The sequence below is a fragment of the Mycobacterium bulgaricum genome (assembly GCF_041287165.2).
Taxonomy (GTDB): domain Bacteria; phylum Actinomycetota; class Actinomycetes; order Mycobacteriales; family Mycobacteriaceae; genus Mycobacterium; species Mycobacterium bulgaricum.
In genome coordinates this window covers 1-15,911 of the sequence record NZ_JBGGKV020000002.1, presented here as the reverse complement: position 1 = coordinate 15,911, position 15,911 = coordinate 1, and the positions used below count along the sequence as shown (strand labels likewise).

11 protein-coding genes are annotated in these 15,911 nt (G+C 67.6%); 7 read left to right on the top strand and 4 right to left on the bottom strand.

Features of this window, described 5'->3' with window-relative positions; translation table 11 throughout:
• Nucleotides 1-99 precede the first annotated feature (99 nt).
• Nucleotides 100-366 carry a helix-turn-helix domain-containing protein gene (locus ACAG24_RS06550; protein WP_370472597.1) on the top strand — a complete coding sequence of 89 codons (267 nt, stop codon included), beginning with the start codon at nucleotides 100-102 and terminating at the stop codon, nucleotides 364-366.
• Here the strand turns inward: ACAG24_RS06550 and mrx1 are convergent.
• Nucleotides 363-614 carry a mycoredoxin Mrx1 gene (gene mrx1 / locus ACAG24_RS06545; RefSeq protein WP_370472598.1) on the bottom strand — a complete coding sequence of 84 codons (252 nt, stop codon included), beginning with the start codon at nucleotides 612-614 and terminating at the stop codon, nucleotides 363-365. The two genes, ACAG24_RS06550 and mrx1, sit on opposite strands and share 4 nt — an antisense overlap.
• Before the next feature lie 70 nt (nucleotides 615-684).
• Here mrx1 and ACAG24_RS06540 point away from each other — a divergent pair, with 70 nt between their 5' ends.
• Entirely contained in the window at nucleotides 685-2,808 is a 2,124-nt protein-coding gene (locus tag ACAG24_RS06540; RefSeq protein WP_445206181.1) for an ATP-dependent DNA helicase UvrD2, read from the top strand.
• A gap of 424 nt (nucleotides 2,809-3,232) precedes the next feature.
• Nucleotides 3,233-3,517 (top strand): WhiB family transcriptional regulator, encoded by a 285-nt coding sequence (locus ACAG24_RS06535; protein ID WP_370472600.1) that lies wholly within the window; start codon nucleotides 3,233-3,235, stop codon nucleotides 3,515-3,517.
• Between the two features lie 26 nt (nucleotides 3,518-3,543).
• On the opposite strand, the gene ACAG24_RS06530 is transcribed toward ACAG24_RS06535, so the two are convergent.
• Genes ACAG24_RS06530 through ACAG24_RS06520 form a run of 3 tightly spaced genes read right to left on the bottom strand, consistent with a single transcriptional unit; the run spans nucleotide 3,544 to nucleotide 7,175 of the window.
• Nucleotides 3,544-4,881: a macrolide-binding ATPase MABP-1 gene (locus ACAG24_RS06530; protein ID WP_370472601.1), complete on the bottom strand. Its 1,338-nt coding sequence runs from the start codon at nucleotides 4,879-4,881 to the stop codon at nucleotides 3,544-3,546.
• A 42-nt stretch (nucleotides 4,882-4,923) separates the two neighbouring features.
• On the bottom strand, nucleotides 4,924-5,757 hold the full coding sequence (locus ACAG24_RS06525; RefSeq protein ID WP_370472602.1) for a bacteriocin biosynthesis cyclodehydratase domain-containing protein: 834 nt from the start codon (nucleotides 5,755-5,757) through the stop codon (nucleotides 4,924-4,926).
• Between the two features lie 59 nt (nucleotides 5,758-5,816).
• A complete protein-coding gene (locus tag ACAG24_RS06520) occupies nucleotides 5,817-7,175 on the bottom strand; it encodes a zinc-dependent metalloprotease (protein WP_370472603.1) in 1,359 nt (452 codons plus the stop codon).
• An 89-nt stretch (nucleotides 7,176-7,264) separates the two neighbouring features.
• Between ACAG24_RS06520 and ACAG24_RS06515 the strand changes: the two genes are divergently transcribed.
• From ACAG24_RS06515 to ACAG24_RS06500, 4 genes are all read left to right on the top strand, one after another.
• The gene (locus tag ACAG24_RS06515; RefSeq protein ID WP_370472604.1) at nucleotides 7,265-8,287 is read left to right on the top strand and encodes a YlbL family protein; all 1,023 of its coding nucleotides are present in this window, start codon (nucleotides 7,265-7,267) and stop codon (nucleotides 8,285-8,287) included.
• An 88-nt stretch (nucleotides 8,288-8,375) separates the two neighbouring features.
• The gene (locus ACAG24_RS06510) at nucleotides 8,376-11,390 is read left to right on the top strand and encodes a UPF0182 family protein (protein WP_370472605.1); all 3,015 of its coding nucleotides are present in this window, start codon (nucleotides 8,376-8,378) and stop codon (nucleotides 11,388-11,390) included.
• Nucleotides 11,391-11,402: 12 nt separating this feature from the next.
• Entirely contained in the window at nucleotides 11,403-14,834 is a 3,432-nt protein-coding gene (locus ACAG24_RS06505; protein ID WP_370472606.1) for an ATP-binding protein, read from the top strand.
• 183 nt (nucleotides 14,835-15,017) lie between these two features.
• On the top strand, nucleotides 15,018-15,635 hold the full coding sequence (locus ACAG24_RS06500; protein WP_370472607.1) for a hypothetical protein: 618 nt from the start codon (nucleotides 15,018-15,020) through the stop codon (nucleotides 15,633-15,635).
• Nucleotides 15,636-15,911 lie beyond the last annotated feature (276 nt).

Sequence of the window (15,911 nt, the reverse complement as noted above, 5' to 3'; positions counted from 1 at the left end):
CGGGGCAGCCTCATCAGGTCCAGTCATCTCGGTATTTTTATACCGCGCCGACAATACCAGCTCCGGTACATTAATACCGGTCTCGGTTAGGCTGTGCCCATGGTCCGCGTCCCGTTGAGTCCCGAGCAGATCCGGGCCGGACAGCGCCTCGGAGCATTGATTCGGACGGCCCGGGCCGGCCGCCCCGCCGACGACATCGCCCGCGCGGCGGGCATCTCACCGGAGACGTTGCGCAAGATCGAGGTGGGCAGGCTGCCGAGCCCCGGCTTCGGGACGGTCGTCGGGCTGTGCGACGCGCTGGGACTTCCGCTGCAACAGGCCGTCGAGGTGTGGCGCGGCGAGGCCGACGAGCAGATCGCGATCTAGCTCGCGAGCTTCGCCTTGACCTGCTTGATGCTCGGGTTGGTCAGCGTCGATCCGTCGGCGAACTTCACCGTCGGCACCACATGGTTGCCGTTGTTGACCGAGCCGACGAACTCCGCCGCAGCGGGATCGGCCTCGATGTCGACCTCGGTCCAGGCGATGCCCTCGGACTTGAGGGCCATCTTGAGGCGCGAACAGTAGCCGCACCACGTCGTGGTGTACATGGTCAGGGCAGCGCTGTCAGTGCTCATAGGACTTTCAACGTAGCCGACGTCCCCGACATGCCCGGCCGGAGGTCCGCGCGTGTCAGGGCCCGCTGACATGATGGTCGCCATGTCCCCCACGGCCTCCCGCGACCGGCTGCTGGGCGACCTCGACGAGGAGCAGCGCGACGCGGTGCTCGCACCCCGCGGCCCGGTCTGTGTGCTCGCCGGTGCCGGCACCGGAAAAACGCGCACCATCACCCGCCGCATCGCGCATCTGGTCGCGGCGGGGCACGTGGCCCCGAGCCAGGTGCTCGCGGTCACCTTCACCCAGCGCGCGGCGGGTGAGATGCGGGGCCGGCTGCGCGCGCTCGACGAGGGTGCGGGCACCGGCTCGGTGCAGGCTCAGACATTCCATGCCGCTGCACGACGTCAGCTGGCCTACTTCTGGCCGCGAGTGGTCGGCAGCACCGATTGGCAGCTCATGGACAGCAAGTTCGCCGTCGTCGCGCAAGCCGCCAACCGCGGAGGGCTACCCACCGGCACCGACAACGTCCGCGACCTCGCCGGCGAAATCGAATGGGCAAAGGCCTCGTTGATCAGTCCCGAGCAGTACGCCGCGACAGTCGCCGACGTCGGCCGCGACATTCCGTTCGACGCCGCCAAGATCGCCACCGTCTACGCCAACTACGAGGCGCTCAAAACCCGCCGCGAGGGACTGACGCTGCTCGATTTCGACGACCTGCTCCTGCACACGGCCGCGGCGATCGAGAACGACGCTGCGGTCGCCCAGGAGTTCCGCGATCGGTACCGCTGCTTCGTCGTCGACGAGTACCAGGACGTCACACCGTTGCAGCAGCGCGTCCTCGACGCCTGGCTCGGCGGCCGTGACGACTTGACCGTCGTCGGTGACGCGAACCAGACCATCTACTCGTTCACCGGTGCCTCGCCGCGCTACCTGCTGGACTTCTCTCGCCGGTTCCCCGATGCCGCGGTGGTCCGGCTGGAGCGCGATTACCGATCCACGCCGCAGGTGGTGTCATTGGCCAACCGCGTCATCGCCGCGGCGCGCGGCCGCATGGCGGGCAGCAAGCTGCATCTGGTGGGGCAGCGCCCGCCGGGGCCCAATCCGGTGTTCAAGGAGTACCCCGACGAGGTCGCCGAGGCCGCGGCCGTCGCCAAGAGCATCCAGAAACTCATCGAATCCGGTACTGCTGCTTCGGAAGTCGCGGTGCTCTATCGCATCAACGCGCAGTCGGAGGTTTACGAAGAGGCGCTGACCGAGGCCGGCATCCCGTTCCAGGTGCGCGGTGGCGAAGGGTTCTTCAGTCGCCAGGAGGTCCGTCAGGCGCTGCTGGCGCTGCAGCGCGTCGCCGAGCGCGCGGAGGGGGACACAGTGGGCTCGCTGCTCGAGATCGTGCGCACCACCCTCGAACCGCTCGGGCTGACGGCCGAGCCGCCCCCGGGCACCCGCGCCAGGGACCGCTGGGAGGCGCTCGTCGCACTCGCCGAACTCGTCGACGACGAAGTCGCGCAGCGTCCGCACCTGGATCTGCGCGCCCTGCTCACCGAGTTGCGCCAGCGCGCCGACGCCCGTCACCCACCCGTCGTGCAGGGCGTCACGTTGGCATCGCTGCACGCGGCGAAGGGATTGGAGTGGGACGCGGTGTATCTCGTCGGGCTGGCCGACGGCACCCTCCCGATCTCCCACGCCCTCTCGCACGGCCCTGACAGCGAGCCGGTCGAGGAGGAGCGCCGGCTGCTCTATGTCGGAGTCACCAGGGCGCGCGTGCATCTGACACTGAGCTGGGCGCTGGCCCGCAATCCGGGGGGCCGTCAGGGCAGGCGCCCGTCGCGGTTCCTCAACGGCATCGCACCGCAGTCTCAGCGGGATGACGGCCCGAGCAAGCCGCGCAGACAGCGCGGGCCTCAGCCGCGGTGTCGTGTCTGCAACGCGGCGTTGAACTCGCCGCCGTCGATCATGTTGCGCCGCTGTGAGACCTGCCCGTCCGACATCGACGAGGAACTGCTCGCCGAGCTGAAGGACTGGCGGTTGCGCGTCTCGAAGGAGATGAGCGTGCCCGCCTTCGTGGTGTTCTCCGACAACACCCTGATCGCGATTGCCGAGTCGATGCCGGCCGACGATGCCGCGCTCGTCGCGATCCCGGGAATCGGCGCTCGCAAGCTCGAGCAGTACGGCCCCGACGTCCTCGCGCTCGTCAAAGGCCGCCAAAAATCGTAAAGATTACGCCAAAAGTGCTGGTCAAAAATATGTTGTGGCTTCTGGCTGCTAGCGTCTAGCCTCGAAGACACACAGACGAATGCCATGTCTCGAAAGGAGGGTGTCCGACATGAACAGCAACGAAATGATCTCCGGCGTAACCGCTGCCGGCGTGAGGACCCTCCATGCCCAGATCCATGGGCATCCCGCACATCCCACTGCCGAAGCAGCTGCCGCCGCCGCGCCGCGCAAGCGTCGTGCCGCCGCCGGCACGGTTGCCGCGTCCGTGAGGGGATACATCTAGGTACTTCCCCAACCGCCACCAAGGCCACGGACCCGCGATCACGGATCCGTGGCCTTTCTGTTTTTCCAGGTCGCAGGTCCACCGAAAAGAGTTCAGAAACCAACCCAGAAGATTCAACGACCAGGAAGCAGAGGACCGGACATGTCTTCGCCGACATGCGAGATGACGACGCCGACGAAGGTGATGGTGCCGTGTCATGTCGAGGAACCCGACCTGTGGTTCGCCGAGGATCCGCGTGATCTCGAACGCGCCAAGGCGCTGTGTGCGGACTGCCCCCTCCGGCGGGAATGCCTGAACGCCGCGCTGGAGCGTCAAGAGCCGTGGGGCGTGTGGGGCGGCGAGATCCTCGACCGAGGCACGGTCATCGCCAGGAAGCGGCCGCGTGGTCGGCCGCGTAAGGACGCGAAAGACCCTGTCGCTGCGTGACTTTCACGCAGCGGCGGGGTCTGCCGCTAGGCCTGGTCGGGGTTGGCGAACCCCGGCACCTTCTCCATCGCGATGCGCCGGGTGTCGACGTGGGCGTCGAGCTGGCACGAGATCGCAACGATCGACGCGAGGACCCGCATCGGGATGACCAGCTTTGGCGGGATGTCCATCTGCCTGGCGGTCTTGATCTGTCCGGGTGCCTTGTCGAGTTCGAGCGCGGTCATCTTCTGCAGCCACCTGCGGGTGTAGTGGAACACCGGCACCTCCAGCGGTTCGACGTACTGCTTGAGCATGTCGTCGATCTCGCGCACTGAGACCTTCTGGCCCTTCTGGATGAAGCCGACCTTTTCCATGGTGGGCAGCAGCTTGTCGTAATCCTTGTCGACGGCGTAGCGCAGGATCTGGCCGAGCTCGATGGGCCAGCCGCCGGGCATAGGTGCCACGGCGCCGAAGTCGATGACACCCATCTTGTCGCCGGGCAGCAGCATGAAGTTCCCGGGATGCGCGTCGCCGTGCACCATTTCGAGCCGGGTCGGTGCGTCGTCGCAGAATTCGAACAGCCTGGTGGCCATCAGGTCGCGCGTGGCCTGGTCACCCTCGCGGATGATCTGCGACAGCGGGATGCCTTCGATCCATTCCTGGATGACGACCTTCGGGGCACTGGCAACCACGTGGGGAACGACGAAGTGCGGGTCGCCCTCGTAGGCCTTGGCGAACGCCCGCTGGTTGTCGGCTTCGAGCCGGTAGTCGAGCTCCATCTCGGTGCGCTCGATGAGTTCGTCCACGACGCCCTGGACGTCGGCGCCCGGGGAAAGCTGCTTGAGCACGCTGACCATGCGCTGCATCGTCTTGAGGTCTGCGCGCAGCGCCTCGTCAGCGCCGGGGTACTGGATCTTGACGGCGACCTCTCGGCCGTCGGCCCACACAGCCTTGTGGACCTGGCCGATGCTCGCCGATGCCACCGACTTGTCGTCGAAGGATTGGAACCGTTCTCGCCACTTCGTGCCGAGCTGCTGGTCGAGGACGCGATGCACCCTCGGAGCGGGCAGCGGGGGAGCCTCGCGCTGTAGCTTGGTCAGCGCCTCGCGATAGGGCTTGCCGTACTGCTCTGGGATCGCGGCTTCCATGACCGACAGGGCCTGGCCGACCTTCATCGCGCCGCCTTTGAGTTCGCCGAGGACGGTGAACAACTGTTGGGCAGCCTTGTCCAGCAGTTCGGCGTTGACCTCGTCTTTCGACTTGCCGGTCAGCCGCTTTCCGAAGCCGAGCGCGGCACGACCCGCCATGCCGACGGGCAGCGACGCCAACTTCGCGTTCCTCGCTGCCCGCCCCCGCTTGATCTCACTCACGGGTCCATCATCCATGACTTCGATGAACTTCCACCAACCAGTTGGGAACCCGCGTTCTCAACATGTGCAGTCGGGGTGGCGGGACCAGCGGCGGGCCTCGATCGAACCGTTGGCCACGTCGAATTCGAGTGTGGTGTCCAGCGTCGACGGGGATCGTGCCGCGGATCCGGTGGCGTCGGCACGAACTCCGCGGCCGATCAGTTCGATCTCGCGGAGTGAGAGCGCCGCGGTGGCCAGCAACGTGGCCCGGTCCGCGCTGCCGATGGTGCGGCACAGCTGCGCCGCGACCGCGGGCCATGCCGCATCCCGATCGCTGCGGTGCAGATCGCCGCACCGCAGGCAACTGGTCACACCCGGAATGACGAGCGGACCGACCAGGCCGGTGCCGTCGCGCACGCGGACGGGAAGGTGAGGCACTCCGGCGTCGTGCAGGTCGCGAACGAGTCGCGGATCGGCCACCAGGTAGTCGGTGAGCACCACAAGATCGGCGCGTCCGGTGGACGCGTTCGTCCGCGTGCTGTGGCTGATCCGCATGTTGGTGCAGCGCAGTGACGCGATCAGCAGATCGGTCAGTGGGCCGTCGCCGTGCACACGCACCGAGATCGACGGGACGTGGCCGCGCGGGGCGGACGTGAGGACGCCGTTGCCGACCAGGTGAGTGACGAGGCCGTCGACGACGGTGGCGTCGACGCCGTGGCCGGCGGCCAACGTCTGCAGTTCCGAGGTGGTCGCGGCGGTTTGGAGGGTGCGAAGGAGTTCGACGAGGACGCTGCGGGACAGTCCTTCAGGCGGACGGACGACGACGGCACGTCGCGGATCCCACCCGACCTGGACGGTGCCGTCGGGCCGTGACAGCACCGGGGTGCTGGGGCTGAGCGCGTATCGCGTCATGGGTCGACCCTGTCACGACGCACCGACGCCGCAGTGAGTTATCCACAGGGCCCAGGCGGCTATGCCGTGGGCTTGTCGTCCCCGTCTTCGCTGTCGCTGCCGCGCTGGATGTCGCGCTCCAAGTCGGCGAGCGCTTCCTCGATACCGCTGGTGTCGCCGCCGATCATCCTGTCGATGAAACCTGCCGGTTCGTCGAGGTCTGCCGCGCTCGGCAGCAGGTCGGGGTGCTGCCAGACTCCGTCACGGGCGTCGGCGCCGACCGCCTCGGTCAGCTTCGCCCACAGGTCGGCGGCTTCGCGCATCTTGCGGGGACGCAGTTCGAGCCCCACCAGCGTCGCGAAGGTCTGCTCCGCGGGTCCACCGGTGGCGCGCCGCCTGCGCAGCATCTCGCTCAGCGCCGCGGTGCCGGGGATGCGCTCGCCGAGCGCGTCGGAGACGACGGTGTGCACCCAGCCTTCGATCAGCGCCAGCATCGTCTCGAGCCGCTCCAACGCCGCGGTCTGCTCCGGGGTGGCCTTGGGCTCGAAGATGCCCTGGTTGAGCAACTGCTCCATCTCGGACGGATCGGTCAGCGACGCGGGGTTGAAGCCGCGGGCGAACTCTTCGATGCCCGACATGTCGATCTTGGTGCCTTTGGCGAACGCTTCCACAGCGCTGAGCAGCTGGCTCGACAGCCACGGCACATGGCTGAACAGGCGGTGGTGGGCGGCTTCGCGGGCCGCCAGGAATGTGACGATCTCACTGCGCGGCTGCTCGAGTCCCTCGGCGAGGGATTCCACGGCTTCGGGCATGAGCGCCGCAACGCCCTTGGGGCCCAGAGGAAGTCCGATGTCGGTAGAGGTGAGCACCTCCTTGGACAGCGTGCCGAGCGCCTGGCCGAGCTGGGAGCCGAACGCCATGCCGCCCATCTGGGACATCATCGCCAGCAGCGGTCCGGCCATGGCTTTGGCCTCCTCGGGCAGGGCCTGCGCCCACACGTTCGAGATCTGCTCGGCCACCGGATCGCAGAGCCGCTTCCACGTGTCCATGGTGTTGTCGATCCAGTCCGAGGGCGTCCAGGCCGCCGTCCGAGAGGTGCCCGCCGGAAGCGGGGTCACACCGTCGAGCCACGTCTCGGCCAGGCGCACGGCGTCGGAGATCGCCGCCGCGGTCTGCTGCGGGATTGGGGCGACAAAGCCGATCGAACTCGAGGCGAGTTGGCGCGCCAGGTCGTAGTTGACCGGACCACCGGACGAGCCTCCGGCCATCGACGTGCCTGCCCCGCTGAACATCTCGCCGAGCCTGGAGAAGATCTGGCCGAGCTGCGACATGTCGAACTCACCGCCCGGCATGCCCATACCGAACGGATCCTGGTCTTTCTTGGGCTTGTCACGGTCGGGGTCGTCCCCGGCGGAGAAGCCGAAGGGCAGGTCAGCCATGCCCACAACCGTACTCACCATGGGCGCGGCGTGCGCCTGCGCGGGTCACGCTGAGAGTGAACCCGATATTGACCTCTACTGTGGGCGGCGTGAACAGGCGGATGTCGACCCTGATCGTCGCGCTGGCGCCGATCCTGATCTTCGGGCTGCTGCTGTCCGCGGTGACCGTGCCGTACGTGGCTCTGGGGCCCGGGCCGACGTTCGACACGCTGGGTGAGGTCCAAGGCAAAGAGGTCGTCGACATCGAAGGCGCCGACCTGCACAAGACGTCCGGGCATCTGAACATGACGACGGTGTCCCAGCGTGACGGGCTGACCTTGGGGCAGGCGTTGATCTTCTGGGCCTCGGGCCGCGACCAGCTGATCCCGCGAGAGCTGGTGTACCCGCCGGACAAGACGCGAGAAGAGATCGACGAGGCCAACACCGCCGACTTCCGCCAGTCCGAGGACAGCGCCGAGTACGCCGCCCTGCACTATCTGGAGTATCCGATGGCCGTCACGGTGGAGAGCATCGACGAGGACGGTGCCTCGAAGGGCAAGCTGCAGGCCGGCGATGCGATCGACGCGGTCAACAACAAGCCGGTCGCGACCCTGGAGGAATTCCAGGAGTTGCTCAAGCCGACCAAACCCGGCGAGAAGATCATCGTCGACTACCGCCGCAAGAACGAGCCGGCGGGCACCACCGAGATCACGCTCGGCAAGCATCCCGACAAGGATCAAGGCCTGCTCGGGGTCAACGTCCTCGACGCGCCCTGGGCTCCGTTCACCATCGAGTTCAACCTCGCCAACATCGGCGGCCCGTCGGCGGGCCTGATGTTCAGCCTGGCCGTCGTCGACAAGCTGACCACCGGCGATATCAACGGTGGCAAGTTCGTCGCGGGCACCGGCACGATCACCGGAGACGGTGTCGTCGGCTCGATCGGCGGCATCACCCACAAGATCGTGGCGGCCCGGGAAGCCGGTGCGACGGTGTTCCTGGTGCCCGCGGAGAACTGCGCGGAGGCCACGACCGCCGATGCTGACGGGATCGAGCTGCTCAAGGTCGACACGCTGGAACACGCGATCGACGGGCTGAGGACGCTTTCCGCTGGTGGCGAACCGCCCCGCTGCTGAGTGGGCGGCGCTGGTCGGATGCGTAAAGTTATGGCTGAGTCATCGCACCTGTAAATCTGCTGGGAATTTCTGAGAGTGGAGTAGTCGAGTGGGTATGCGGCCCGCGGCGAGAATGCCGAAGCTGACGCAACGAAGCCGGGTTCTGATCGCGGTCGCCTTGACCGCCGTGGTGCTGCTGCTGTTGGGACCACGGTTGATCGACACCTATGTCGACTGGCTGTGGTTCGGCGAGCTCGGCTACCGGTCGGTGTTCACGACGCAGATCGTCACGCGGACGGTGATCTTCTTCGTCGTCGCGATCCTGCTCGGTGCGGTGGTCTTCGCCGCGCTGGCGCTGGCCTATCGCACCCGGCCGGTGTTCGTCCCGACGGCGGGTCCGAACGACCCGATCGCGCGGTACCGCACGGCGGTCATGGCGCGGCTGCGTCTCGTGGGCATCGGGGTGCCGGCATTCATCGGCGTGCTCGCCGGGTTCGTCGCGCAGAGCTACTGGCAGCAGGTGCAGCTGTTCCTCAACGGCAGCAGTTTCGGGGTGACGGACCCGCAGTTCGGTATCGACCTCGGCTTCTATGCGTTCGACCTGCCGTTCTACCGGCTCATCCTGTCGTATCTGTTCGCCGCCACATTCCTGGCGTTCATCGCGAACCTGTTGGGCCACTACCTGTTCGGCGGCATTCGACTCGCCGGTCGCAGTGGCGCGCTGAGCCGTGCCGCCCGCATCCAGCTGATCACGCTCGTCGGAATTCTGATGCTGCTCAAGGCCGTTGCGTACTGGCTGGACCGTTACGAGCTGCTCAGCCACACCCGCGGCGGTAAGCCCTTCACCGGTGCCGGCTACACCGACATCAACGCGGTGCTACCCGCCAAGCTGATCCTGATGGCGATCGCGGTGATCTGCGCGGTTGCCGTGTTCTCGGCGATCGTGCTGCGCGACCTGCGGATCCCGGCGATCGGCGTTGTGCTGCTGCTGTTGTCGTCGCTGGTGATCGGCGCGGGCTGGCCGCTGGTGGTCGAGCAGATCAGCGTGCGTCCGAACGCTGCGCAGAAGGAAAGCGAATACATCAGCCGCAGTATCGCGGCTACCCGGCAGGCCTACGGGCTCACCGAGGAGGCGGTCACCTACCGCGACTATCCAGGCAATGCCACGGCTACCGCACAGCAGGTCGCAGCGGATCGGGCGACGACGTCGAACATCCGCGTGCTGGACCCCAACATCGTCAGCCCGGCGTTCACGCAGTTCCAGCAGGGCAAGAACTTCTACTTCTTCCCCGAGCGGCTCAACATGGACCGCTACCGCGACGCGCAGGGCAACCTGCGCGACTACGTGGTCGCCGCCCGTGAGCTCAACCCGGACCGCCTGATCGACAACCAGCGCGACTGGATCAACCGGCACACCGTGTTCACCCACGGCAACGGGTTCATCGCCTCGCCAGCCAACACGGTGCGCGGGATCGCCAACGACCCCAACCAGAACGGCGGATACCCCGAGTTCCTCGCGAGCGTGGTGGGCGCCAACGGTGAGGTGGTCTCACCCGGGCCTGCGCCGCTGGCGCAGCCGCGCATCTATTACGGGCCTGTGATCGCCGGCGCCGCCGACGACTACGCGATCGTGGGCGAGAACGGCGCCCCGCGCGAGTACGACTACGAGACCAACACCGACACCCGCAACTACACCTACACCGGTAGCGGTGGGGTGCCGATCGGCAATCTGCTGACCCGCAGCGTTTTCGCCGCCAAGTACGCCGAGCGGAACTTCCTCTTCTCCAACGTGATCGGTGACAGCAGCAAGATCCTGTTCAACCGTGACCCAGCCGAGCGCGTCGAGGCGGTGGCGCCATGGCTGACTACCGACACGACGGTGTATCCGGCCATCGTCAACGAGCGCATCGTCTGGATCGTCGACGGTTACACCACGCTGGACAACTATCCGTATTCGGAGTTGTCGGTGTTGTCCTCGGTCACCACCGACTCCAACGAGGTCGCGCAGAACCGGCTGCAACTCGACAAGCAGGTCTCCTACATCCGCAACTCGGTCAAAGCCACGGTCGACGCGTATGACGGCACCGTGACGCTGTACGCCCAGGACGAGCAGGACCCGGTGTTGCAGGCGTGGATGAAGGTCTTTCCGGACACCGTCAAGCCCAAGAGCGACATCACGCCGGAACTGCAGGACCATCTGCGCTACCCCGAGGACCTGTTCAAAGTGCAGCGCGCTCTGCTGGCCAAGTACCACGTCGACGACCCGGTGACGTTCTTCTCGACGTCGGACTTCTGGGACGTGCCGCTGGATCCGAACCCGACGGCCAGCAGCTTCCAGCCGCCCTACTACATCGTCGCCAAGGACCTGGCGGAGAACAACGACTCGACCTCGTTCCAGCTGACGAGTGCGATGAACAGGTTCCGGCGCGACTTCCTGGCGGCCTACATCAGCGCCAGCTCGGATCCCGAAACGTACGGTCGAATCACCGTTCTGACCGTTCCGGGACAGGTCAACGGTCCGAAGCTGGCGTTCAACGCGATCAGCACCGACACTGCGATCTCGACCGAGCTGGGTCAGATCGGTCGCGACGGCCAGAACCGAATCCGGTGGGGCAACCTGCTGACGCTTCCGATGGGCGACGGCGGATTGCTGTACGTCGCACCGATCTATGCGTCGCCGGGCAACACCGATGCCGCATCCACCTATCCCCGCCTTATCCGCGTGGCGATGATGTACAACGACCAGATCGGTTACGGTCCGACGGTGCGCGACGCGCTGACGGATTTGTTCGGTCCGGGTGCGGATGCGACGGCGACCGGTCCGGCGGCTACGGACGCGCCGGCGGGTCAGGCCCCGCAGCAGCGCCCGCCCGCCAACCAGCCGCAGGCGGCGCAGCCGCCGAACCGGCCGGGGCAGGCGCCACCTGCGCAGCCGGAGGTCCCGGCGGCGGTTCCACCGACCGGTCCGACGCAGCTGTCGGCGGCGAAGGCCGCTGCGCTGCAGGATGTCAACGCGGCGTTGGATGCACTCCAGGGTGCCCAGGAGAGCGGCAATTTCGCGGAGTACGGTGAAGCGCTGCAACGCCTCGACGACGCAGTGACCAAGTACCAGTCCACCGGCTAGTCACCGACGCCGATGCGTTATCGGTTGCTCGGACCGCTGCAGGTGGTCCACGGGCAGGTGCCGGTCGACATCGGCCCGCGCAAGCAGCGAGCGGTATTGGCCGCCCTGCTGCTGGCGCAGGGTCGGGTGGTGTCCACCGATCGGCTGATCGATGCGGTGTGGGGTGACGACGTCCCGGCCAGTGCGACAGCGAGCCTGCAGGTCTACATCTCGAACCTGCGTCGCGCCCTGCGTGGTCAATCTCAGATGGCGTCGCCGATCGTGCGTCAACCGCCCGGCTACTACCTCGACGTCACCCCCGACGACGTGGATGTCGCGGTGTTCGTTGCCGGTTGTGCCCGTGCGGCCGCAGCCGTGGACGGCGAGAGGTGGGACGAGGCGCTCCGCGAGGCAGACGCTGCCTTGAGCCTGGTGCGGGGCGGCCTGCTGGAGGACATGGGGGACGTCGACTGGGCACGAGAGGATGCCGCGCGGCTGGCCGAGATGCGCACCGAATGTCTTGCCAACAAGGTGATCTCGCTGCTGGCTCTCGGGAAGGCGGCGGCTGCGCTACCCGAGGTCTCCCGCCTGCGTGAGCTCGATCCGCTGGCTGATCGGGGGTGCCGGCTGCACATGCTGGCGCTCTACCAGTCGGGCCGGGCCGCCGAAGCGTTGGACACCTACACCCGTCACGCGCGGATGCTGGACGAAGAGTTGGGGCTCACGCCGGGCGCCGAGCTGCGCGATCTGCAGACCGCTGTCCTTCGGCAGGCTCCCGAGCTCGCGGGATGGCCGCGGTCACCGGAATGGACGGGCGCAGCCACGGTGCCCGAGCCGAACCCCGTGCCCACACCGGCGGTGGCCGTCGACGCAGCACCGCATCGAGCACCGCTCGTCGGCAGGCAACGCGAACTGGCAAGAGCGGCAGACCTTCTCACCCGTGTGACGGCAGGCGCCGCCCGCTGGTTGGTCCTGTCCGGCCCGCCGGGGATCGGCAAGACCCGGCTCGCCGAGGAGATCGCCGCCCTGGTCGCCGAGAACGACGGGGACGTCGTGTGGGTGAACTGCCCTGATGAACGCGGCACCCCGCCGTGGTGGCCGATGCGGCATCTCGTGAGGGCTCTCGGTGCCGATGCCGACCAGGTGCTGGAGGTTCCACCGCACGCCGACCCCGATACCGCGAGATTCCTTGTCTACGAACGCATTCAAGCGTTGCTCGAAGCGTCGCCGAAGCTGCTGGCGGTGGTAGTCGACGACGTCCAGTGGTCGGACACCGCGTCGGCGAGTTGCCTGTCCTACATCTGCGGCTCGCTGCGAGACCATCGCGTGCTGGTGATCGTCACCGTCCGCGACGGCGAGTACACGCCCGAAGTCGCGCGGCTGCTGAGCACGGTCGCCCGTGGCGAGGACAACCGGCACATCGAGGTTCCCGCGCTGTCGTCCGACGACGTCGCCACCCTGGCCAACGAGGTCGCCGAAGAGTCCGTCACCCCGGCCGAGGCCGCAGAACTGGCCCACCGGACCGGCGGTAACCCGTTCTTCGTCTCCGAATACGCTCGGCTGCCACGAGAAGAGCGCAGGTGCAACGAGATTCCCCACGCCGTGCGCTCCGTGCTCGATCGTCGGCTGGCCGCGCTGGACCCGGCGGTGGTGCAGGTGCTGCGCGCCGCGGCGGTCATCGGCGACGAGATCGACGCGGGCGCGGTCCCGGTGCTTGCTGCTGCCACGAGACTGGACCTCGACACGCTCGCCGATTATCTGGACGAAGCCGCCGACGAGCGCATTATCATCGCGGCGCACGCGGGTGGCGGTTACGAGTTCGCCCACGGGCTGCTCCGGGAGCAGCTGCTGGCGAGCATGCCTGCGTTGCGTCGTCAGCGGATTCACGCCAAGGTCGCCGAAGTGCTGGTCGACAGCACGGCGCAGGACGCGCCGACGCGGCGAGCGCAACACCTTGTGGCGGCCCAACCCCTCGTCGAATCGGCACACGTGGTGCAGGCCTGCCGTCTCGCGGCCGAACATGCTACGGCGCAGTGGAGTTCGGACATCGCTGCGCGATGGTGGCAGGCCGCGTTGGACGCCTACGACAGCCAGCCCGCATCGGCACGCGACGATGGGGAGCGCGACGCGCTCACCGTGGAATTGCTGGAAGCCCACTCGCGCGCGGGCCGTGGACAGTTGGTCCTCGACAGTGTCCAGCGCTATCTGGGGGAGGCCCTGCGTACGGGTCGTGTCGCGTCGGCGGGCCGGGTGGCGAGCGCGCTGCTGCGTGCCAGCGGAGGATGGCCCTGGCTGGCGCCGGGTCACGACCCCGGCGAGCTGCTGGGGTTGCTCGAAAGGGCTGCTGCACAATCGGACAGGGACCCGGCGTCGGCGGCGCGGGTCCTGCCTGCACTCGCGGTGGGGCACTGCTACCACCCCGACCCGGCGATCGCGCCCCAGTTGTTGGACCGGGCCGAACGTCTCGCGGACGGGACGGGTGACCCCGACGTAATCGCGGATGTCTTGATCGGCCGCCTCATCACGTTCTCGGGCGTCTCCACGCTGAGTGCGGCGACGCTGTCGTGGGTGCAGCGCCTGGATTCGTTGCGACACAGCAGGTCTCGGGAGGATGCTGTGATCGCGAATTCCGTCGCGACGATGGCGGCGATGAATCTCGGGGACGTCGACGGCGCGCGCCGGCATGTTCAGGCCGGGATCGCCGGCAGCGAGGAGCTGCAGCTGCCGGTGCTGCGTGCGCAGCTGCGGTGGATGGAGGCGGTGCTGGCGGTCTGGGTGGGCGACTTCGCCGAGGCCGAACGCCACCACGGAATCGCCGCCCATGTGCACGAGCAGACCGAACTCTACGAGGCCGGAAGTGGGCTGCTGGCCACGGCGACGCTGCTGCGGGAGAGGGGCGGCCCCGTCGATGCGAGCTGGAACAGCCTGCGCGCCAACGAGGAAACCGGCGGCATGGGCATGGTCGGCGTCGTGCGGACCGCCGTGCTGACTCTGCTGGAGGGTTCGGCGGCGCGAGCTGAGGCGCTTGCCACGCTGCGTAATTGGGCGGGCAACCCCGATCGTGCCCACATCTGGACGACGCTGGGTCATCACACGCTGCTGGCTCACCTCGCCGCCGACCATGATCTGCCCGACTTCGTCGACCCGCTGCTGGAGGTTCTGGCTCCGTTCCGCGACCGGATCGCCGTGATCGGTCAGGTCGGGTTGGCAGGGCCCGTCGCGTTGGCGACGGCGCGGCTGCATGCGCTGCGGGGTGACCGCACACGCGCACTCGACGATCTGGCGACGGCGCGCAGCCTCGCCGAGCGGACAGCGGGAGTGCCGGCGCTGTTGCGCTGCCGGCTCCTCGAGCTGCAGCTGGCCGAACCCACCGCCGAACGGGCCGCGGCGGCTTCGGCGCTGGCGGCCGGAGCCGCCGAGGTCGAAATGATGGGCGTGGCCGCGGCGGCGCGCACCCTGATTTGACCGGCCCCCTCGCACCGCGAGCGCGCGGGTCTGCGCGCCGACACGCCGCGATCGCTGGCATTCGGCGCGCGCTCGTCGCAATCGAGTGCGCCATATCGGCCATTGCCCCGGCCCAGTCGCAGGAGGACGATCGAGAGGTCCGGCGGCGCCGCTGGGACGCTGCCGCGTTCGACGGAGGCAGATATGTATGCGCGCAGTTCCACCATCCATGCACGGTCCTCGGCGATAGACGCAGGTATCGCCTACATCCACGACACGGTCTGGCCCGCACTGACGGGTCTGGATGGCTACATCGGCCTGTCACTCTTGGTCGACAGGCTCAGTGGCCGGTGCATCACCACCACGGCATGGGAGTCCGAGGAGGCGATGACTGCGAGCCGCCCCGACACCAATACCTACCGCGACCACGCGGCGCAGATTCTCGGCGGCAGCCCCACTGTCGACGAGTGGGAAATCGCCGCGCTGCACCGCGACCACCGCTCGGCGCCAGGTGCCTGCGTGCGGGTCACCTGGGCCCGCGTCGACGTCAACGAAGCCGACCGCGCGATCGACGGCTTCCGGCTGGCCACCCTCCCGACGCTGGCAGAGCTGGACGGGTTCAGCAGCGCCAGCCTGCTGGCCGATCGTGACTCGGGCTTCGGTGTGGTGTCGGTGACTTTCGACAGCGCTGATGCGATGCGGGGAAACCGTCAAGCGATGGACGACCTGGAGGCGGCCTCGGTGCGTGATGGTGTTCAGGTGCTCGACAGGTGTCATTTCGACCTGGTGCTGGCGCATCTGCGGGTGCCTGAACTGGTGTGACCGACATGTCCTGACCTGCCGCGCGTTACCGATCATCACGCGGTAGCGTCCGCTTGGATTTTTCTTGGGTCGCCCACACAAGGCGCCGCCAAGCCTGAGCGGCGATGCTTCACGCCGACACCAGGAATCCGAGAAAGGACTCTCAATGAAGAAGTCAAGCCGCGGCGGTGACCGGGGGTGAATCAGGTTGCCAGGTCCGGTTGTCACGGATGAGGGCGTAGAGAACGTTGGTGCGCCGTCGCGCCAGGCAGATGGTGGCGGGGATCGGCCGCTTTC

Coding starts and splice junctions, on each gene's coding strand:
- ACAG24_RS06500 (WP_370472607.1), top strand. CDS start 15,018: ATGTATGCGCGCAGTTCCACCATCCATGCACGGTCCTCGGCGATAGAC.
- ACAG24_RS06505 (WP_370472606.1), top strand. CDS start 11,403: ATGCGTTATCGGTTGCTCGGACCGCTGCAGGTGGTCCACGGGCAGGTG.
- mrx1 (WP_370472598.1), bottom strand. CDS start 614: ATGAGCACTGACAGCGCTGCCCTGACCATGTACACCACGACGTGGTGC.
- ACAG24_RS06520 (WP_370472603.1), bottom strand. CDS start 7,175: ATGGCTGACCTGCCCTTCGGCTTCTCCGCCGGGGACGACCCCGACCGT.
- ACAG24_RS06550 (WP_370472597.1), top strand. CDS start 100: ATGGTCCGCGTCCCGTTGAGTCCCGAGCAGATCCGGGCCGGACAGCGC.
- ACAG24_RS06530 (WP_370472601.1), bottom strand. CDS start 4,881: ATGGATGATGGACCCGTGAGTGAGATCAAGCGGGGGCGGGCAGCGAGG.
- ACAG24_RS06540 (WP_445206181.1), top strand. CDS start 685: ATGATGGTCGCCATGTCCCCCACGGCCTCCCGCGACCGGCTGCTGGGC.
- ACAG24_RS06535 (WP_370472600.1), top strand. CDS start 3,233: ATGTCTTCGCCGACATGCGAGATGACGACGCCGACGAAGGTGATGGTG.
- ACAG24_RS06525 (WP_370472602.1), bottom strand. CDS start 5,757: ATGACGCGATACGCGCTCAGCCCCAGCACCCCGGTGCTGTCACGGCCC.